The 19,804-nt window shown below is 64.7% G+C and carries 18 protein-coding genes; 11 read left to right on the top strand and 7 right to left on the bottom strand.

All coding sequences use genetic code 11. The features are described from left to right. The gene (locus tag CSQ92_RS09135; protein ID WP_099393928.1) at positions 1–1,242 is read left to right on the top strand and encodes a PQQ-dependent sugar dehydrogenase; all 1,242 of its coding nucleotides are present in this window, start codon (positions 1–3) and stop codon (positions 1,240–1,242) included. A gap of 94 nt (positions 1,243–1,336) precedes the next feature. Beyond that, the gene (locus CSQ92_RS09130; protein ID WP_070254202.1) at positions 1,337–1,810 is read left to right on the top strand and encodes a T6SS effector amidase Tae4 family protein; all 474 of its coding nucleotides are present in this window, start codon (positions 1,337–1,339) and stop codon (positions 1,808–1,810) included. A 3-nt stretch (positions 1,811–1,813) separates the two neighbouring features. On the opposite strand, the gene CSQ92_RS09125 is transcribed toward CSQ92_RS09130, so the two are convergent. After that, positions 1,814–3,799 carry a helicase-related protein gene (locus CSQ92_RS09125; RefSeq protein ID WP_099388027.1) on the bottom strand — a complete coding sequence of 662 codons (1,986 nt, stop codon included), beginning with the start codon at positions 3,797–3,799 and terminating at the stop codon, positions 1,814–1,816. 86 nt (positions 3,800–3,885) lie between these two features. After that, the gene (locus tag CSQ92_RS09120; RefSeq protein ID WP_099393926.1) at positions 3,886–4,719 is read right to left on the bottom strand and encodes a class I SAM-dependent methyltransferase; all 834 of its coding nucleotides are present in this window, start codon (positions 4,717–4,719) and stop codon (positions 3,886–3,888) included. Between the two features lie 184 nt (positions 4,720–4,903). Between CSQ92_RS09120 and CSQ92_RS09115 the strand changes: the two genes are divergently transcribed. Together CSQ92_RS09115 and CSQ92_RS09110 are read left to right on the top strand one after the other, a co-directional pair. Further along, positions 4,904–7,339, top strand: coding sequence for a DNA internalization-related competence protein ComEC/Rec2 (locus tag CSQ92_RS09115; protein WP_099393925.1), 2,436 nt, complete (start codon positions 4,904–4,906; stop codon positions 7,337–7,339). Positions 7,340–7,383: 44 nt separating this feature from the next. Continuing rightward, a complete protein-coding gene (locus tag CSQ92_RS09110; RefSeq protein ID WP_099393924.1) occupies positions 7,384–7,905 on the top strand; it encodes a GNAT family N-acetyltransferase in 522 nt (173 codons plus the stop codon). A gap of 3 nt (positions 7,906–7,908) precedes the next feature. Here the strand turns inward: CSQ92_RS09110 and CSQ92_RS09105 are convergent, their stop codons facing one another. Further along, entirely contained in the window at positions 7,909–8,832 is a 924-nt protein-coding gene (locus CSQ92_RS09105; RefSeq protein WP_099393923.1) for a LysR family transcriptional regulator, read from the bottom strand. A 151-nt stretch (positions 8,833–8,983) separates the two neighbouring features. Here CSQ92_RS09105 and CSQ92_RS09100 point away from each other — a divergent pair, with 151 nt between their 5' ends. The 5 genes from CSQ92_RS09100 (at position 8,984) to CSQ92_RS09080 (ending at position 12,478) form a co-directional block, all read left to right on the top strand. Then, positions 8,984–9,745, top strand: coding sequence for a sulfite exporter TauE/SafE family protein (locus CSQ92_RS09100; RefSeq protein WP_034784407.1), 762 nt, complete (start codon positions 8,984–8,986; stop codon positions 9,743–9,745). Between the two features lie 21 nt (positions 9,746–9,766). Next, positions 9,767–10,462, top strand: a complete 696-nt coding sequence (locus tag CSQ92_RS09095; RefSeq protein ID WP_099393922.1) for an HAD family hydrolase — start codon at positions 9,767–9,769, stop codon at positions 10,460–10,462. Between the two features lie 58 nt (positions 10,463–10,520). Then, complete coding sequence (locus CSQ92_RS09090; RefSeq protein ID WP_099393921.1) at positions 10,521–11,321, top strand: alpha/beta fold hydrolase; 801 nt, start codon at positions 10,521–10,523, stop codon at positions 11,319–11,321. A 133-nt stretch (positions 11,322–11,454) separates the two neighbouring features. Continuing rightward, a complete protein-coding gene (gene dcd, locus CSQ92_RS09085) occupies positions 11,455–12,024 on the top strand; it encodes a dCTP deaminase (RefSeq protein ID WP_034755486.1) in 570 nt (189 codons plus the stop codon). 112 nt (positions 12,025–12,136) lie between these two features. Continuing rightward, the gene (locus CSQ92_RS09080) at positions 12,137–12,478 is read left to right on the top strand and encodes a FlxA-like family protein (protein ID WP_099393920.1); all 342 of its coding nucleotides are present in this window, start codon (positions 12,137–12,139) and stop codon (positions 12,476–12,478) included. Between the two features lie 42 nt (positions 12,479–12,520). Here CSQ92_RS09080 and CSQ92_RS09075 read toward each other — a convergent pair whose 3' ends face one another. Both CSQ92_RS09075 and CSQ92_RS09070 read right to left on the bottom strand, forming a co-directional pair. Continuing rightward, a complete protein-coding gene (locus CSQ92_RS09075; RefSeq protein ID WP_099393919.1) occupies positions 12,521–14,020 on the bottom strand; it encodes a HAMP domain-containing sensor histidine kinase in 1,500 nt (499 codons plus the stop codon). Between the two features lie 2 nt (positions 14,021–14,022). Then, on the bottom strand, positions 14,023–14,712 hold the full coding sequence (locus CSQ92_RS09070) for a response regulator transcription factor (RefSeq protein WP_099393918.1): 690 nt from the start codon (positions 14,710–14,712) through the stop codon (positions 14,023–14,025). A 192-nt stretch (positions 14,713–14,904) separates the two neighbouring features. Here CSQ92_RS09070 and CSQ92_RS09065 point away from each other — a divergent pair, with 192 nt between their 5' ends. Both CSQ92_RS09065 and CSQ92_RS09060 read left to right on the top strand, forming a co-directional pair. Beyond that, complete coding sequence (locus CSQ92_RS09065) at positions 14,905–15,399, top strand: Spy/CpxP family protein refolding chaperone (protein WP_099393917.1); 495 nt, start codon at positions 14,905–14,907, stop codon at positions 15,397–15,399. Positions 15,400–15,553: 154 nt separating this feature from the next. Further along, positions 15,554–16,408 (top strand): dioxygenase family protein, encoded by an 855-nt coding sequence (locus tag CSQ92_RS09060; RefSeq protein WP_099393916.1) that lies wholly within the window; start codon positions 15,554–15,556, stop codon positions 16,406–16,408. Here the strand turns inward: CSQ92_RS09060 and CSQ92_RS09055 are convergent. Together CSQ92_RS09055 and CSQ92_RS09050 are read right to left on the bottom strand one after the other, a co-directional pair. Beyond that, complete coding sequence (locus CSQ92_RS09055) at positions 16,405–17,844, bottom strand: DUF1501 domain-containing protein (RefSeq protein ID WP_099393915.1); 1,440 nt, start codon at positions 17,842–17,844, stop codon at positions 16,405–16,407. The genes CSQ92_RS09060 and CSQ92_RS09055 overlap by 4 nt on opposite strands. 10 nt (positions 17,845–17,854) lie before the next feature. Next, complete coding sequence (locus CSQ92_RS09050) at positions 17,855–19,660, bottom strand: DUF1800 domain-containing protein (RefSeq protein ID WP_099393914.1); 1,806 nt, start codon at positions 19,658–19,660, stop codon at positions 17,855–17,857. Positions 19,661–19,804: the final 144 nt, after the last annotated feature.

Below are 19,804 nucleotides of genomic sequence, written 5' to 3'. Positions count from 1 at the left end.
ATGAACAAGAAAATGCTTGCGGGCGCCCTGGCAGCCTGTATGTCCACCGTGTTGGCGCCCGCCATGGCGGCGACGGCCAGCGCCCAGTGCGACGGTATGCCGCGCCTCGACGTCGCCACGCCGGCCGGCTTTTGCGTGGCCGTGCTGGCCGACGGCCTGAAATTCCCCCGTGGCGTGCTGCCGCTGACGAATGGCGATATCCTCGTCACGGATATGACGGGATGGGCGCCAAAGCAGGGTAAATTGTGGCTGTTGCAGCCCAAGGCGGCCGGTGGCGGCTACGAGCGCAAGCTGCTGCTCGACAAGCTCGATCGGCCGAACGGCATCGTGCAGGGGCCGGACGGCATGGTCTACGTGGGCGAGGTGGGGCGCATCTTCCGCTTCGACCTGCGCGACACCACGCGCACCCTCACCGACGTGATCGGCGGCAAGGCCAAGACGCCGCGCCTGCCGGGCCTCGGTTTGCACCTGCTGACGAACATGCGCTTCAGCCCCAAGGGCGACCTGTATGTGAACGTGGGTTCCAGCACCGACCATTGCGAGAATGATGGCAAGGCGCCCGACCCGGCCAAGGCTTGTCCTTCGGCGGAGGGCCTGGAAGCGCTGGGCGCCATCCGCGAATACACGATGGCCTGGCCGGCCGGCACGGTGACGAGCTGGCGCACGCATGCGCGCGGCTTGCGCAATTCGATGGCGCTGGCTTTTCACCCTGCGACGGGCGAGCTGTGGCAGGCGGAAAACTCGCGCGACGCCATCCAGGCCGCCATGCCGCAACTGAAAAGCGACGAGAACCTGCCGCACGAAGAACTGAATTTGATCAAGGCAGACCGGCACTACGGCTGGCCGTACTGCTACGACGACAATGTGGCCAGTCCCGAATATCCGAAGACGGCTTGCGACGCCCAATATGCGGCGCCGGAGCGTTTGCTGCCCGGCCATGCGGCCCCGCTGGGCATGACTTTTTACACGGCCAGCCGCTTCCCTGCGTTGTACAAAAATAGCCTGATCATCGGCTACCACGGCTACCGCAGCAACGGCCACCGCCTGGTGGCCCTGCTGCCCGACAAGGCCGGTGCGCCTATGGGCAAGTCCGTCGACTTGATCAGCAACTGGGAGCGCAAGGGCAAACAGGGCAGGGGCGCGCCCGTCGACGTGAAGCAGGGCCAGGATGGCGATATCTATATGGCCGACGACCATAATGGGCTGGTGCTGAAACTGCATTACGCGGTGGCCAAGCCGTAATGCAGATCGCTTGACTTCGCTCAGTGCGGGGCTGCAGCATCCTCCTACAATCTGCCTGATGTGCCCTGGCGACCAGGGGCAACGGGAGGTTGACGTGAAACCTGCATTCATCAATCTGCGTGAAAATTACTCGAGCGTGGCGGCCGTCGACCAGGCAGCCCTGTTCCGCGAAATCGGCTGGGAAGACTTGATCGGCAAGGACAGCTTTGCCAACACCTGCGCCATCCGCGTCAGCCTGGCCCTGATCAAGGCCGGCGTCCAGGTCAGAGGCCGCATGGCCATCCGCAAGGGACCGTTCAGGGGCGCGCTGATCGAGCCGGGACAGGCCAAGCTGGCGCACATGCTGGCCAGCCCCTCGATGTTCGGCGCGCCCGAAAAATTCAGCCGGGATGCCGCCATGGCCGGCATCGGCCAGCGCCAGGGCCTGGTCGCCTTCTTCCGCATTCCCGGCTACCTGGGCGGCGCGGGCGGCCATATCGACATCCTGCTGCCGTCCATCGGCGTGAAGGTGTGCGGCACCGAATGCTACTGGGATTGTGGCGAGGTCTGGTTCTGGCCGCTCGGTTGAGGCTTATTTGAACTTCTTCGACCGTCCGCGCGAAGCCGCATTGTGCGCGCGCAGGATGGAGTCGACCCGCTCCGACGCATCGCGCGACAGGTTTTGCGCGACGGCGATATCGGGGAAGAACTCGGGCAGGCGGTAGCTGAGCCAGGCATACGCGGAATAGTAGCGGCAGGTGTCTTCCACCTGCTGCAGATTCTGCGTGCCGCCGCCGTACGCGTGCTGGCGCAAGGTGCTCGTTTTTCCCTGCGACAGATTCTTCGCCCAGTGCTCCCACGCCGTTTGCAAGGACGGCACCTTGCTCGATATCGGCACCAGCGACAGGGTGAACTTGTCGGCCACGGACAGGGGCAGGGTGTCGAGCCAGACGGCGCGCTCCTTCTGGTCTTCCGTGATGCGGGGGAAGAAAAAGCCGTCCGGCACGTCGATATTGTGGATGAAGCGGCGCAGCAGTTTTGACAGCGACAGTTCGCCCGTCACGGACGAAATGCGGTGCAGATGTTCGAGCGACGGCGCCACGGCAAAGCCGCTGGTGTTCAGCGGATGCAGCTTTTCCTTCAGCAGGGCGCGCATCACTTCATGCGTTTCGTTGTCGTAGCCCGCCACAAGGCCCTCTTCATGCACGCCGTAGCGGCCCGCGCGTCCGGCGATCTGGCGCGCCAGCGCGGCTGAAATCTCTTCCTCTTCGCGGCCATTGTATTTGACGCAGGTGGTCATGACGATGCGCGCGATCGGCATGTTCAAGCCCATCGCCAGCGCATCCGTGCCGACGACGATATCGGCCGTGCCGTCGCGGAAGCGCTGCGCCTGCGCGCGCCGCACTTCGGGCGACAGGTTGCCGTAGACGGTGGCCACCGACAGCCCCGTTTCCGTGATCATGTCGCGCCACATCAGCACTTCGCGGCGGGAAAAGGCGATGACGGCGTCGCCGCGGCGCAGGTTGCGCACCTTGCGCACGGCGGTCGGCTCCATCGACAGGGGCGCCATGCGTTTGAGTACGTGCACTTCCAGCGGGCAGTCCAGGCGCTCGGCCAGCGCCTCGATGGCGCGCCGCGCTTCGGGTGCCCCCACCAGATAGACGGTGTGGGCGGGCGCGCCGCAGACGGCGGCCGTCCACGCGGCGCCCCGGTCCGGGTCGGCCAGCATCTGGATTTCATCGATGACGGCCACTTCCACGACGGTTTTCGTGTCCAGCATTTCCACCGTGCTGGCCACGTGCGTGGCGCCGTCGACGACCCTGCGCTCCTCGCCCGTGATCAGGCTCACGGCCAGCGGCTTGCCATGCGGCGCGGCTTCCTGCAGGCGTTCGTAGTTTTCCAGGGCCAGCAAGCGCAATGGCGCAAGATAAATGCCGCTCTTTGCCTTCACCAGCGCTTCCATGGCGCGGTGCGTCTTGCCGGAATTGGTGGGGCCCAGCAAGGCGATGAAGCGGCGCGGCAGGCGGCGCGCCATCTCGAACGAGGCCGGATACTCGGCCAGGTTGATGCTCTGGCGCGTGCGCGCCGCGTGCTGTTCTTCCTGCTGGCGCTCGATGGCGTGATTGAAACGCTGGCGGATGCGGTCGAACACCATGCCGGCCGGCTCCGACGTCTGCATGTCGGCCAGGGTATGCAGGAAAACCATCGGGTCCGTGTCGACGTCTTCGCTCAGTCCCGCGATATCGGCGACGAAATCGATCACATGCTGGCGCAGTTCCTCGAAGACGGCCGCGCTGGCCCGTTCGCGCACCAGTGCCAGCTTGGTTTCGCGGTCCATCTTGCGCCACTTGGCCGGCCGCGCCAGCACGCCCTGGCTTGGTACCAGCGCATACGGCACCACCAGATGGCCCGCCTTGACCACGCCGGAAAAGCGCACGAAGACGCGGCCTTCCATCTTCACGAGGCGGATATGCTCGGCCAGTTCCCCCAGTTCCGCTACCAGGGTGGCATCGTTATTGTCTTCGCTGCTGTCGGAAATGTCGGTGGAAGTATCGGGAGGAAGTGCGGAGGAAGTCATGTCGTGCCTGGGTGTTGAAGTAAGCGAGGCCGATTATACCGTCGATGGGGGGCGACCGGTGATGGCCGGGCCTGGTGCTTGCATGTTCAGGCGGTACGCGCGCGCACCAGGCGCAGGCCCCAGCCCGTGGCGATCTTGCCTTCGCTGTCTTGCAGATGCGCTACGGCATCCAGGAACGCCTCGCGCAGGCGCTGCCTGGCGTCATCGTCCAGGCGGTCGATATCGTAGGTGTCCAGCAGGGCCGTCCACAGTTCGCCCGGCGTGGGCGTCCATGGGACATCGATGTCGTCGACTTCAACGTCTGCGAAACCGGCATCGAGCAGTTCCCGCCAGCCGGCTTCGGAGCCCGTGCGGCGATCGCCGAAGCGCAGCGGCGGCAGCCCGGTGCTGGCGACCGGCTTGAACACGCGCATGAAAATGTCGTTCACTTCGCCCAGCAAGAACGTCCGGCCGACGATGGCCGCGAACTGGCCGCCGTGGCGCAACACGCGGCGGATTTCACGCATGACTTGTTCGATGTCGTCCATCAGCATCAGCGCCATGTGCGAGACGAGATAATCGACGCTGCCCGATGGCAGGTCGAGAGCCTGGCCCCGGCCTTGCAGCAGATGCACGGACGGGGGCAGGGCGGCGCGCGCAGCGGCCAGTTCAGCCTCGCTCATGTCGACGCCGAGCAGTTGCAGCCGGGACTGCCGCCTGGCTGCCAGCAAGCCCAGCAGATGGCCGTCGCCGCAGGCCAGGTCGAGCACGCTCAATGGCGTGTCCACGGTCGGTACCAGGCTGGTCAGCACGTCGTAGGACGAGGCCCAGCTGCCGGCGGGGGAACTGGCCGGCAGGTGGCCAAACGCGGTGCTGGTCACGCCGACTTGCCTTTGATGAAAGTCCTGTAAATAGGTTTCGGCCGCTGTCAGTAGGGTCATGCAAGATCCGCAAAGTCGTGGCGCCTTTGCGCCGGATGGCCATCTTAGCATGCGGAAAGTTTCGCCAGCGGTGGTGCCGGATGGCGTGACTGAACGTTCTTATTCAGGGCACCATTGCGCCAGATCAGACGGTAAAGAGTGGAAAGGGGGCACAGTTGCTGAGCCCTTTTCGCAGCGAGCTCCCATGCGCACCCTGATACTCGGCTTTGCCGCTGGCGCCGCCTGGTTGCAGACGCAGGCAAGCTTGCCGCCGTACGGGGGCGTGCTGCTGTGGGTGACCGCTGGCGTGTCGCTGCTGGCGGCACTGCTGCTGTGCCGCCATGCGCGCTGGCGTTCCTGCTTGCATTCCACTGTTGCGCTCGCCGCTGGCGTGGGACTGGGCTTTTACTGGGCCGCCTGGCTGGCCCAGGCCGCCATGGCGCCGCAACTTGCGCTGGCTGATGAAGGCCAGGACATTGTTGTCACGGGTACGGTAGCCAGCCTGCCGTACCGCTTCGAGCAGGGCGTGCGCTTCAATTTTGCCGTGGAGAAGGCTGTTGGGGCGAAGGTGCCGCCCCTGATCGCCCTGTCCTGGTACGCAGGTTTTCGTGATGAAGTGACGAACGAGGTGGGCGACGTGCAGCCGGGCGAACGCTGGCGCCTGACGGTGCGCTTGCAGCGTCCACACGGCAATGCGAACCCGATGGGTTTTGACTACGAGGCGTGGCTGCTGGAGCAGGGCGTGCGCGCCACGGGCTATGTGCGGCCCCAGCCGCGCGCCGATACGCCGAACGTGCGCCTGGCCGCCTTCGTGCCCGGTTTCGGCAACGTGGTGGAGGCCAGCCGGGCGGCATTGCGCGCGCGCATCGTGCGCAGCCTGGACGGAAAACAGTATGCGGGCGTGATCGTGGCGCTGGTGGTGGGCGACCAGCGGGCGATTCCCCAGTCGGACTGGCAAGTGTTCAACCGCACTGGCGTGAGCCATCTGATTTCGATATCCGGTCTGCACATTACCATGATCGCGGGACTCTTTGCGCTTGGTGCCGGCACGCTGTGGCGGCGCTCGTTTTTTACCGGCTGGCAGTTGCCACTGCGGCTGCCGGCGCAAAAGGTGGCGGCGCTGGCCGGCGCGCTGGCGGCATTTTTGTATGTGCTGCTGGCCGGCTTTGGCGTGCCCGCGCAGCGCACCTTGTATATGTTGCTGGTGGTGGCGCTGGCCCTGTGGCTGGGACGTATCACCAGCATCGTCCATATCCTGTGCTTGGCGCTGGGCGTGGTCGTGCTGCTCGATCCGTGGGCCGTGCTGTGGCCCGGCTTCTGGCTGTCGTTCGGCGCCGTCGCCACCATGTTGTACGCAACGGCAGGGCGCACCACGGCGTCCATGCCGCCGCAGGCCGGACGCTGGCGCCGTTTGCGTGCTGCCGTGGCGCTGGGCGCGCACACGCAGTATGTGGTGACGGTGGGGCTGGTGCCGTTGACGATGCTGCTGTTCTCGCAAGTGTCGCTCGTGTCGCCTGTCGCCAATGCGCTGGCCATTCCCGTCATCAGCCTGGTCGTCACGCCTTTGTCGCTGGCTGGCAGCCTGCTGCCAGCGCCCCTGTCTGACGGATTGCTGCTGCTGGCGCACGCCATCGTGCAGATGCTGGCGCAGGTGCTCGAATGGCTGGGCGCGCGCCGCTTTGCCGTGTGGACGGCGCCCGCGCCGCCAATGTGGAGTTTTTGCTGGGCATTGTTTGGCACGGCCTGGCTGCTGGCGCCACGCGGCTGGCCGCACCGCTGGGCGGGCATGCTGGGCTGGCTGCCGCTGCTGACGGCCTTGCCGTCCAGTCCGCCACCGGGTGGCATGTGGGTGACGGCCTTTGACGTGGGGCAGGGCATGGCCGTGCTGGTGGAAACGCACGGCCACCGCATGCTGTACGACACGGGGCCCGCCTACAGCCTCGATTCCGATGGCGCCAGCCGGGTCATCGTGCCTTATCTGCGCGCACGCGGCATAGCCAAGCTGGACGGCGTGATCATTTCCCACAGCGACCTCGATCACGCAGGCGGCGCCATGTCTCTGTTGGATAACGTGCAGGTGGGCTGGCTGGCCTCGTCGCTGTTCGATGGCCATCCCGCCGTCGAGGCGCGGCGGGCGTTGCACAAACCCTATCTGCACTGCATGGCGGGCCAGAGCTGGACGTGGGAAGGCGTGCACTTCGCCATGCTGCACCCGCTGCCGGCCAGCCATACGGACATCGGCTTGACGCCGAACGCCCGCAGCTGCACCGTGAAAATCACGGCAGGCAATCACTCGATCCTGCTGGCCGGCGACATCGAGGCGGCGCAAGAGGTGCAATTGCTGGCGCGCTCGGCGGAGGGCGACCTGGCCGCCGACGTATTGCTGGCGCCCCATCACGGCAGCGGCACCTCGTCGACACAGGCGTTCTTGAACGCCGTCCATCCGACCCTGGCGATTTTCCAGGTGGGACACAGGAACCGTTATAAGCATCCGAAGGCGCAAGTGTATGCGCGCTATGGGGACATGGGGATTGCGCGGCTGCGCACGGATGTGGAAGGAGCGGTGGTGCTGGCGTTTGGCGATGGTATCGGCGTGACCTTGTATCGGGCAAGCCGGCCGCGTTACTGGCATGGGCGCTAGCGCTTTCATGCTACGCTCCCGCAACATCGTCCCAGGAGTCCAGATTGCGCCATTCCAGCCATCCTTATCTTGTCAGCACGGCCCAGGCCGCCGACATCGACTCCATCACAGTCTTGCTGCAAGCCAATTCCCCCTCGCAGGGCGGCAGTCTGACGGGCGAGTTTTCACGCGACAAGGTGGCCAGCATGGCGGATGGCGCGTCGCCCGTCATCGTGGCGCGGCGCGCAGCGGACGGATCTGTCGTTGGCGTGTTGTTCAGCGCGGCGCCAGCCGCTGCGCAGGCGCTCGTGGTATTGGCCATGCTGGCCGCGTATGCGGGCAGTGGCAACGCCTATGTGTACGGCCCCGTCTGCATTGCGGACTCGGAGCGGGGGCAGGGTTTGCTGGCGCTGCTGTACTCTGCCATGCGCGAGCAGCATGCGGGCAAGGAAGCGGTGCTATTCATCCGGCGCGACAATCCAGGCTCGCTGCGCGCGCATGAACGGCTGGGGATGCGCGAAGTGGCCGCTTTTGCCTTCGATGGCGCGCAGTTCGCCGTGTATAGCGATGCTATCGTCCGGGAATAGTCCTTAAATTACACGTTCATCCGGTATTTCCAGCCCCCGCTGCCGCACATACTCCAGAAACAGCCGCGCCCCCTTGGCCATGCGCGAGGTGCCATACACGGCGTGGATGCTGGGGTCCAGCTCCTTCGACGACGTGAGACGGTATGCCGTGCAGACCCGCCGCAAGGTGCCCGCTGCCACGGCCGGTTCCGCCAGCCAGCTGGCCAGACGCACGATGCCGGCGCCTTCCAGGGCCGCCTGGAAGGTGGCGATGCCGGAGGTGAAGCGGAAACGCGGTTGCACCTGGTAGCGCACGTTGCGCTCGCCGGAAACGAAATGCCAGTCGCGCAGGATGCGGGGGGCCGAGTGCATGATGATGTCGTGGCCGGCCAGTTCCTCCGGTTCCCCGGGCGCGCCCATGCGCTCGATATAGTCGGGCGAGGCATACATGTAGCGGCGGTAATTCCACAGGGGATAGCCGATCAGCTCGCTGGATTGGGGAAACGCGCCGCGGATGGCGAAGTCCAGCTTTTCCTGGATGGGGTCGATGGATTTATCGGAGAAATGGATGTCCACCGACACATTCGGGTAGTCGCGCGAAAATTGCGCCACCACTTTCGGCAAGAAGCCCAGCGACAGGATTTCCGGTGCCGAGAGGCGCACCCAGCCTTGCGGCGAGTTGCTCAATTCCGCCAATTGGTCTTCCGCCTCGGCTTGAGTTTCCAGCAAGTGCTTGGCCGACGCGTAATACGTTTCGCCGGCCGTCGTCAGGGTGAACTGCTTTTGCGTGCGCAGGATCAGCTCGGCGCCGATGGCGTCCTCGAGGAACTGGATGGCGCGCGTGACGGCCGACGGCGAGCGTCCCAGCATGCGCGCCGCGTGGATGAAGCTGCGCTTTTCGACCACGGTGCAGAAGGCGCGTATCTCCCACATCAGTTTCATCGACATCGTGCGGCTCCCGGCAAAAGAGGCCAGTAGACCGCATGGGGCGCATTCCGTCAAGCGTTACGCCTGATTGCGTTTTCCGCAATATGAAGTTGCATCCGGAAAAATCCACGGCGCCTATACTGCCGCTGTCGCCCATTCCTTACTGCCTATCATGCTGACCATCTCGCTGCTGTGTTTATTTGCCTTCTTTGCCGGCCTGATCGATGCCGCCGTGGGCGGGGGCGGGCTGATCCAGCTGCCGGCCCTGTTCAACCTGATGCCGAACATGGCCTCGACCTCCTTGCTGGGCACGAACAAGCTGGCGTCCGCCTGCGGCACCACGTTTGCCGCCCGCTCGTTTGTCGGCAAGGTGCACATTCCCTGGCTGCTGGTGCTGCCGGCCGTGGCCAGCGCCTTCGTCATGTCCTTCATCGGCGCGGCCGCCGTGTCCTACGTGCCGCAACAGGTGGTGCGCCCCATGGTGCTGGTATTGATCATCATCATGGCCATCTACACCTTCATCAAGAAGGATTTCGGCACGACGCGCGAAGCGCGTCCCATCGGATCGCGCGAACGCATCCTCGCCATCGTCATCGGCGGCGCCATCGGCTTTTATGACGGCCTGTTCGGGCCGGGCACGGGCAGCTTTCTGATTTTCCTGTTCATCCGCGTCTTCGGCTTCGATTTCATCCTCGCCTCGGCCTGCTCGAAACTGGTGAATATCGCCACCAACGTGGCCGCGCTGGCCTTCTTCATCCCTGCCGGCCACGTGGTGTACGCCGTGGCCGCACCGATGGCTGTGTGCAATATCCTGGGCGCGCTGACGGGCACCTGGATCGCCGTGCGCCGCGGCGCCGCCTTCGTGCGCATCCTCTTCCTCGTGTTGCTGGTGTTGCTGATCGTCAAGTTGTCCTACGATATCTTCTTCAAGTAAGTTTTTGAACGACAACAAGCCATGAAAACCATCCAGGGCGTGCTGTGGGACAACGATGGCGTGCTGGTCAACACCGAGCAGCTGTTTTACGAAAGCAACCGCGACTTGCTTTTGCCTTATGGCATAGACCTGACGCCGAAGCAATTCTTTGACTGGTTCCTGGACAATAACTACGGCGCCTGGCATGTGCTGCTGGGGCAGGGCCACGCCATCGAGCTGGTCGAACGCCTGCGGGCCGAGCGCACCGTGCTGTTTGCGCAACGCCTGCGCCAGGCGCGCCAGCTGGCCATGCCCGGCATCGGGCCAGTGCTGGCGGCGCTGCGCCCGCATGTGGCGATGGGCGTCGTCACCAGCGCGTATGCGCAGCACTTTGACATCAGCCATGCTGCCACGGGCTTGCTCGGCCACTTCGACTTCGTGCTGACGCGGGAAATGTATGGCGAAAGCAAGCCGGCGCCCGACGGCTACCAGCTGGGCTTGCAGCGCCTGGGGCTGGCCGCCGCCGACTGCGTGGCCGTGGAAGACTCGCCGCGCGGCTTGCGCGCCGCCAACGCGGCCGGGCTGGAATGCATCGTCGTGCGCAATCCCATGAACCGGCACCATGCGTTTGACGACGCTTTTTGTGTGGTGGATTCAAATGCCGAGCTGGGCGAAGTGCTGGCGGCGTTCGTGCCCGGCATGGCCCATGCGCCCCGGCAATTAGAGTCCTTCCTCTGATACGCCTTGCCGGCATGCCATTACAATTGTTTATCGCATTCACCGGCACCGACCCACGATGACCCTCCCGCAACTGCACTTTGCCCACGCCAACAGTTATCCTGCCGGCACCTACCGCAAGCTGTTCGGCTTGCTGGGCCAGCACTACACCGTGCAGGCGCTCGACATGCATGCGCACGACCCCGCTTACCCCGTCAGCACGGGCTGGCCCGAGCTGGTGCGCGAGTATATCGATGAGCTGGAGCGCCGCTACACCGCGCCCGTGATTCTCGTCGGCCATTCGCTGGGCGGCATGCTCAGCGTGATGGTGGCCAAGCAGCGGCCCGACCTGGTGCGTTGCGTGGTCTTGCTCGATTCGCCCGTGGTGGCGGGCTGGCGCGCCTTGCTGGTGCGGCTGGCGCGCAACACGGCGCTGGGCGAGCGGTTCTCGCCGTCACGTTTTTCCGCCCGGCGGCGCAAGCTGTGGCCGGATGCGCAAGCCGCGTATGAACACTTCGCGGCCAAGGACATGTTCGCCATCTGGGCGCCGCAGGTCTTGCGCGACTACATCGACAGTGGCCTGGTTCCCCATCCGGAAGGGGTGCAGCTGCGCTTTACGCGTGAAGTGGAAACGCAGGTCTACCGCAGCCTGCCGCACCACATCGGCGGTCTCGTCAAGGACGGTTTTCCTGTTCCCATCGGTTTTATCGGCGGCACGGAATCGGTGGAATGCCGGCAAGCGGGCTTGAAGGCCACGCGCAAGCTGGTCGGCAAGTTTTTCCGCCAGGTGCCGGGCGGGCATCTGTTTCCCATGGAAAACCCGGAACTGACGGCGCAAGTGGTGCGCGAGATGATCACGGCATTGCTGGCGAAGCAATAGAATATCGCCAAGGATTTTCAGGGGATGGGGGCCAACAACGGCGGATTTTCGCGTAAAATCCTGCCATCCGGGCCGCGCCTGCAGCAAGCGTGCGGCCCCAGCCATTCCGATATTCTAGAAAGATACCCCTGCGATGACGATTAAAAGCGATAAATGGATACGCCGCATGGCGGAAACAACGGGCATGATCGAGCCGTTTGAACCGGGCCAGGTCAAGGAACGCGACGGCAACCGCATCGTTTCTTACGGCACGTCCAGCTATGGCTATGACATCCGCTGCGCCGACGAGTTCAAGTTATTTACCAACATTAACACGACCATCGTCGACCCGAAGGATTTTGACGCAAATAACTTCGTCGACGTGTCGGGCAAGGGCTATTGCATCATTCCGCCGAATTCATTCGCGCTGGCCCGTACCGTGGAATATTTCCGCATTCCCCGCAATGTGCTGACGATTTGCCTGGGCAAGAGCACCTATGCGCGCTGCGGCATCATCGTCAACGTCACCCCGTTCGAACCGGAATGGGAAGGTTATGTGACGCTGGAGTTTTCCAACACGACACCGTTGCCGGCGAAAATCTACGCCAACGAAGGCGTGGCGCAAGTGCTGTTCTTCGAGTCCGATGAAGTGTGCGAAACGTCGTACAAGGACCGCGGCGGCAAGTACCAGGGCCAGGTTGGCGTGACATTGCCGAAGACCTGATCGCCGTGAAGGGCAGGGCGCCAGCCGTCTTTACCTGCCTTTACACCTGCCGCCCTACATCCGCCCTCCATGCTTGCCGTTAACCTTGGTATTGAAACACTGAGGAGGCAGTATGGTAGCGGCAATCGGTTCAGGCGGCGCGGTCAGCGCAGCCAGTAGCGCCAGTGCTGGCAGCGGTTCGCAGATCGCGGCGCTGCAAAAGCAGATCACGGCGGCGCAAAAGCAGTTGACGGAGTCGCAGAAGGGCGAGCAGACGGAGGCGTCGCAAAAGCTGCAGCAGCAGCTGGCGCAGCAAATCCAGGCCTTGCAGGCGCAAATTGCCCAGTTACAGGCGGCGGCCGCGCAGAAGGCGGCGCAGCAGGATGCTCAACCGGCCAGCAGCGCCGATACGGCGACGAGCACGGCCAAATCGACCTCGTCCACCCTGGGCAGTATCATCGATACGCAGGCGTAACAGCATTCTCCGCGTATAAAAGACGCCAGGCTCGCCGACAGGTCAGCCTGGCGTTTTGACGGGCAGCAGCATTTCCACGCACAGGCCGCCACCGCTGCGCAAGCTGGCCCCGATGCTGCCGCCATGGGCGTTGATGACGTGCCGGGCGATGGCCAGGCCCAGGCCGTGGCCATCCGTGCTGTGCTGGGTATTGCTGGCGCGGAAGAACGGTTCAAAAATGCGGGCCAGGTCGGCGCTGGCCACGCCGGGGCCACGGTCCAGCACGGCAATGCGCAGCCACTCCTGCTTGCCATCATGCAGGCGCGACAGCTCCACGTCCACCGTGCCGCCATCGAGGCTATGCTTGACGGCATTGCGCACCACGTTTTCCACGGCACGGGCCAGCAGTTCCGGCTGGCCCGTGACGCTGGCGTCGGCCATGGCCGCGTCGACCGCCAGGTCGATGCCCATCAGGCGCGCCCTGGCTTCATAGCGGGCATCGTCAACGATGTCGTGCACGAGGTCGGCGATGCCGACGTCTTCGCTGTGCGCGTGCCCGGCGCCCGCTTGCACGGCGCCCGCTTCCAGCCGTGACAGGGTCAGCAGTTCACCGATCAGTTTATCCATGCGTTCGCTTTCGCGTTCGATGCGCTGCATCGAGGCGGCCATCTTTTCCGGCTGCTGGTGCGCCAGGCCGATGGCGGCCTGCAAGCGCGCCAGCGGCGAGCGCAACTCGTGCGAGACGTCATGCAACAAACGCGTCTGGCTATCCATGAGGCTGCGCAAACGGCCCGTCATGCGGTCGAAATCGCGTCCCAGGTCCGTCAATTCATCGCCGCGCTTGCCGCTGGGGTGAAAGCGCGGCGCCAGGTTGCCGTGCGAGGCGGCTTCGAACGCTTGCCGCAAGTCGCGGATGGGGCGCGCAAAATACCAGGCCAGCAAAAAAGCGAACAGCAGGCTGGCGGCGATGGCGGCGGCCAGGGGAATGAAGGTGCGGTAGGGGCTGTCCATGCGCGGCGGCATGCCGCGGCCGAATTCGCCGCGTGGCGGCGGGGCGCCCGCGTCGTTGGGCCGCGGACCGGGTCCCATGGCGCGCGGGCCGCTCATGGCGACGGCGATGAGCGTGTCGCGCGCGGCGCCCGCCTCGGCATTGCGGAAACGTTCGGACGAGGGCAGGAACAGCAGGTAGCGCTGGCCATCGCTGCCGGCCGCTTCGCGCACGACGGGATGGGCCTGGCCCTGTTTCAGCATGGCGCGCGCCTTGGCCAGCATGGCGGGATGCACGGCGCGGCCCATCAATTCTTGCCCTTTGGCATCGACGGCAAACACGCGCATGCGTTCGAGCTTGCCCAGGAATTGCCGCAATGCCTGGCTGCCGCCCGCTTCCAGGGTGGCGCTGGCGGCCTCGATGATCATTTGCGCGGGCGGGCTGGTATCGATGTCGAGGGCCCGCTCCTGCTGCGCGGCCCGGTTTTTCAGCCAGAAGGTGCCGCCGATGCCGATGGTGGCCGTCACTTGCGCCAGCATGATGCACAGAAAAAACTTCCAGAACAGGCGGCCCACGCTTACTCCTTGATCAGCTGATAGCCGAGACGGTACACGGTTTGCAGGCAGGAGCGGCCGTCGGCCAGGCTGCCGAGCTTGCGGCGCAGGCTGCTCAAGTGCACGTCGATATTGCGGTCGAAGCGGGCCATGGGCCGGCCCAGGCCCAGTTCGGACAATTGATTCTTGCTGACGGGCTTGCCCGCATGGCGCACCAGCACTTCCAGCAGGTTGAATTCCGTGCTCGTCAGCTCCAGGTGCATGCCGGCCCAGGCGGCGCGGCGCTGTTCGGGCCACATCGTCAACTGGCCCACGGTCAGCGGCGCCAGGCCCGACGTATCGGGCGGCGCCGCTTGCGCACGGCGCAGGATGGCACGGATGCGCGCCGTCAGCTCGCGCGGCGTGCACGGTTTGGTCACGTAATCGTCGGCGCCCAGCTCAAGCCCCACGATGCGGTCCGTATCGTCGCCGCGCGCCGTCAGCATCAGGATGGGCAGGTTGCTGCCGGCGCGGATGCGGCGCAAGGTTTCCAGGCCATTCATGCGCGGCATCATGACGTCGAGGACGGCGATGGCATACAGGCCCGTCAGCGCTTCGGCCGCACCGCTTTCGCCGTCATGCACGGCGCGGGCGTCAAAACCTTCCTGCGTCAGGTATTCCTGGAACATGCCGACCAGTTCCACGTCGTCATCGATTAACAAAACCTTGCTCATGCCTGTGCTTTTTCGGGTGAATATCGCCCGATGATAGCAGTCAAAGGGGGCTGTTCACGGTGGTTTTACCCGCTTTTACATACGTCTGCTTACATTCCGCCCCTTTCCTTTACACGCTTTTACGCGGCCCTAACGTTGCTTTACACGCCAGGCGCCGACAATCAGGGCTGATCGCCACGAAAGGAAAGCCCGATGAAATACCTGAGTATTGCCGTATCCCTGTTGCTGCTGTCCGCCTGCAGCATGCCGCTGCTGGCACTGGCCCAGCAAGAATCTGCACCGGACGGCCCGCCAGCGCGCACCGTGGAAGGACCGCCGCCCGGCTTTGGCCATGGCCCGGGCGCGCCATGCTTGCCGCCGTTCCTGCACGGCATCGATTTGAGCGAAGCGCAGCAGGACAAGGTCTTCGCCGCCACCTATGCCCAGGCGCCCTTGCTGCGGGAACAGGAAAAGATCGCCTTCAAGGCCCATGCGCAGCTGCGCGCGCTGGCCGGATCCAGCGCCTACGACGATGCCAAGGCCAGCGCGCTGGCGAATACGGCGGCGCAAGCCATGGCAAAGATCAGTTTGCAGCAGGCGCGGCTGGAGCAGCAATTGCTGGCCGTGCTGACGCCGGAACAGCGTCAGCAGGCGCAGCAGTGGCACGACAGCCGCCAAGTTCCGCGCGGCCCCCGGCGCCTCCCGTAAAACGCACGCGCGATCACAGGGAGAGTCAGCATGCGCATCCATGCCTTGCGTCCGGGCAGCAGCTTGCAGGCGCTCTCGCGACATGCGACACAGGCGCTCTTCCTGTGCGCCAGCCTGAGCCCCGCCTTGGCGGGCTTGCCTTAATGGAGTATGTATGGAATTACATGATCACGGCCTGGCATCCGACCTCGAAATGATGCGGCAACAGGCAGCTGAGCGGCGGCAAGTGTTGCGCTGGCTGCTGGCCGGCGCCGCCACCTTGCCTTTGATGAGCTGCGGCGGCGGGTCGGACGCCAGCAGCACGGGAAGCAGCGGCGCTGCCGCTGGCAGCGCCGGCACCGTCACGATACCGACCACGGGCGCCTGCACGGTGATTCCCGAAGAAACGGGCGGGCCGTATCCGGCCGATGGCACGAACACGAGTGGCGGCAGCATCATCAACGTGCTGAACCAGTCGGGCGTCGTGCGCAGCGATATCCGCGCCAGTTTCAATGGCGCCACGGGGGTGGCGGCGGGCGTGCCATTGACCATCAATTTGCAGTTGCTCAACGCCAGCGGCAGTTGCGCCAGCCTGGCCGGCTACGCCGTCTATCTGTGGCATTGCGACCGCGAAGGCTTGTATTCGCTGTATTCGAGCGGCGTGACGGCGCAGAATTACTTGCGCGGCGTGCAGGAAACGGACAGCGCCGGCAACCTCAGCTTCACGACCATCTTTCCCGGCTGCTACGCGGGACGCATGCCGCACGTGCATTTCGAGGTCTATCCCAGCCTGGCCAAGGCGGCCTCTGCCGCGAACCGCATCAAGACGTCGCAGTTCACTTTCCCGATGGCAACGTTGAGCGAGGCCTACACGGCCAGCGGCTACACAGCCAGCGTGCGCAACCTGTCGCAGATCAGCTATGCCACCGACAATGTCTTCAGCGACGGCACCAGCTTGCAGATGGCCACGGTGACGGGCAATGCCACGCAGGGCTATGTCGTCACCCTGATTGTCGCCGTGAACGGTTAAGTTGTCGTCATGAAACCCAGGTCGCGCCGGCTGAAGTTGCCGATGTTCGGGAACACCCCGGCCAGCTGGCTGTCGGCCACGCCGAACCACTTGGCCAGGGTGGCGCCGTACTGGTCGACGGAGGTGGTCGGCAGCAGGGCGCCGGAACCGACGTCCAGCTCATGGCCCAGGCCTGTGACGGGGAAGGCGCCGTAGATGTCGCGGCCCTTCACGGCGCCGCCCACGACAAAGTGGTGCGCGCCCCAGCCGTGATCCGTGCCGTCGCCGTTGCTGCTGAAGGTGCGGCCGAAGTCCGACGCCGTAAACGTCGTCACCTGGCGCCGCAGGTCCGCGCCCTGCAGGGCCGCCAGGGTCGTGTCGAAGTACGCCAGCGCATGGGCCAGGCGGGCCATCAGGTCGGCATGCAGCACTTTTTGCCGGTCATGCGTGTCGAAGCTGCCCAGTGTCACATAAAACACTTGCCGTTTCGCCCCCAGGGCGCCGCGCCCGCCGATGATGCGCGCCACGGTCTGCAATTGCACGGCCAGCGGATTGACGCTGGACACGCCCGTGTTCGGATTGATGTAGGGCGGGGGATTGGGCACGCCGCCCGCGCCGGCTGCCAGCATGGCGCCGCTGAGGATGCTCTGGCTGGAAATGGCGCGCTGCACGACGGCAACGTGCTCCTGTTCGATCAGGTCGCTTCCCGCATCGTTGATGATGGCTTGCAATGCGCCCGCACCGCCCGTGCTGCCAAACAGGTTGCCGCTCAATCCGCGGATGGGCACGGCGCCCGCCTGGCCTACCTGGAACTGGCGCACCTGGCGCCCGCTGAGGAAGACGGTGTTCCCCGCAGCGGAAATGGCCGTGAACATGGCATTCGTATTGAGCGAGCCGGCCACGTCGGCCGCCCGGCCGCCCCAGCCCGTGCTGGCCCCTTCGGGTGAACCCGATTGCCACGTCGATTGCTGGTCGTTGTGCGAGAACAGTTTGGGTGGCAAGGCCACGCTGCCTGCCTTGTACTGCGCCAGGGTGGCGGGCTGGATCAGGGTGCCCACATTGGCCACGATGGCGGCGCGGCCATTGTCGAACAGGTCTTTCAGGGGCGCCAGCTGGGGATGCAGGGCGAAGGCGCGGCCCGTTTGCGCGGTGGCGGGCACGATGGGCAGCACGCCACCGGTCTCGCCCACGCCGGGCAGATGGATGGAATCGACGCCGCCCGTGTTGCGCAGGCGCGCGTATTCATTCCATGACGTGGGATCGGTGGCCAGCACCGTGTTGAAGGCGTCGTTGCCGCCTGCCATGAACAGGCACACCATGGCCTTGTAATCGCCGGCCGTTTGCGCGGCGGCGTTGCCCATGGCGGCCAGGTTCAGGGCGAAGGGGGCGGCCGTGGTGCCGGCCAGGCTCAGCATGGAACCGAGGAAACGGCGGCGGGAAAAGGGGAGATTTTGCATGTGATCGCTCTTACTTTTGTACCAGGTAGGCCGGCGAGGCCATGGTCAGGAAAATGGCCAGCTTGACGCGGTTGGCCTGGGCCGTGGCTACCTGCGCGGCATTGCTGGCCGTGGCCGCGGGGATGCTGACGCCATTGATGGCGGTCAGGATTTGTCCGCGCAGGCTGGCGGGCATGCTGCCATGCATCAGGAGCAGGTTGATGCGGTCGAGCAGCGCGCCCGTGTCGCTGACAAGTGCCAGTTCGCGCGTGTAGTCCGGCTTGATTTCGCGGGCTTCGCCCACGCCCCTGTCGAGCACATCCTGCATGTAATTCAGGTAGCCGGTGACGGACGGCTCCGATGTGATCTGCAGTTCCGGCGCCACCAGGCCCGCGCCGGCCAGCGCGGAGTTGGGCGGTATGTAGGAAGGGCGGAAGAAGCTGAACACGGATGCGGGATTCAAGGGCCCCTGGCCCAGCCCGGTCAAGGGATCATCGAGATAGTAGATGCGGTAGCGTGCGTTGGACGCCTTGGCGTCGAAGGCGCGGATCCAGCTGGCGAGGCGCATTATCGGTTCGCGCAGCTTGCCGGTGCGCAAACTTGTCCCGCTGGCCGCCAGCGCTTCCTGATCGAGCAGCACGGCGCGGACGATAGCTTGCATGTCGCCGCGCACGCCATTGCCGTTGTTGGCAAAGGCGGCCGCTACCCGGCCCACATAAGCGGGGCTGGGATTGCTGCTGACGAGGCGCTGGATCAGTTGGCGGGCAAAGAATGGTCCCGCGTTCGGATGGTTGAACAGGGTATCGAGCGCCAGTTTCAAGTCCGCCTCGCCGCTGGTGACGCCGGATATGCTTTGTCCCAGGAAACGCTTCTCTCCGCTGGAATGAAACGCAGGGTAGTTCTGCATCGGTTTCCAGTCGCGGTCGGGATCGGCCACGTTGCCGATGAAGCGGTTGTTGCTCAAATCGGGACCGGCCCAGCTCCAGCCGGTAAACACGCGGGCAAGCCCGACTACGTCGTCGCGCGTATAGGTGGCGATGGGTTTGCCTGCAGCCAGTTTCAGGCTGCCATCAGCATTGAGCTGGTACAGGCCGATGGTAAACAGCTGCATCACTTCGCGCGCGAAATTTTCGTCCGGTGCACGGGTTGCCGTTTCTTTCTGATTGCGCATGTGCGACAGGTACAGCCCCATCATCGGATGCAGGGCCACGTCATTGAGCAGATTGCGGAAGTTGCCGAAAGCGTGGTGGCCCAGCATGTCGTAGTAGGCGGCCACGCCACGCACTCGTGGCTGGATGGCATCGTTTTGCATGGAAATGACGAAGATTTCCGACAGGGCAAAAGCGATGCGTTGACGCAACTGGTCCTCGCCGCGCATGCTTTGCTGCCAGAACGATTCGTCAAAGCCGCGCGACGTCAGCTTTTCACCTCCGGCCGCTTCGGCCGCCAGCAGTTTGTCGATATACGCGCGGTGCAAGGTTTGCGGTTTGGAAAACTGAGCCCTGAACCACGCATCGCTGTCGCTGGCCGCCAGCGCATCGATGGCTGCCATGTTGGGGCCGAACGTGGCGCGGCCCAGGAAGCGCGACGCTTCCTGGCGCGTGAAGGTGGTGGCCGCCTGGCCGGCCGGAGGCGTGGTCAGCGGCGGCGGAGGAATGGTATCGCCTGGCGTGGTGCCGGGGGCTGCCGGATCGCCGGGGGCGGTGGTCCCTGGAGGAACCACCGAGATGTCCGGGTTCTGGATGGCGCCGGTGTTGCTGTCGCCGCCACCGCCGCAGGCGGCAAGCAGGCTGACCAATGTGATGGCCAGCAAACGGCGCAAAGTTGGGTCTGTCATTTAGTTTCTCTCGGGCAATCAAATTTTAGCCCATTAATTGTAGGCCCTAGCTACCACAATCCTGTTTTCAATTAACTATTTACGTGTTGGCCACGTTTTCATTTGCCTGACGTTGGCGTGGTGTTGATGCTGTTTTCGGCGCTG

This window comes from Janthinobacterium sp. BJB446, assembly GCF_002735655.1.
In the GTDB taxonomy this organism is placed as follows: domain Bacteria; phylum Pseudomonadota; class Gammaproteobacteria; order Burkholderiales; family Burkholderiaceae_D; genus Janthinobacterium; species Janthinobacterium lividum.
This window is presented reverse-complemented; position numbering and strand designations above follow the sequence as displayed.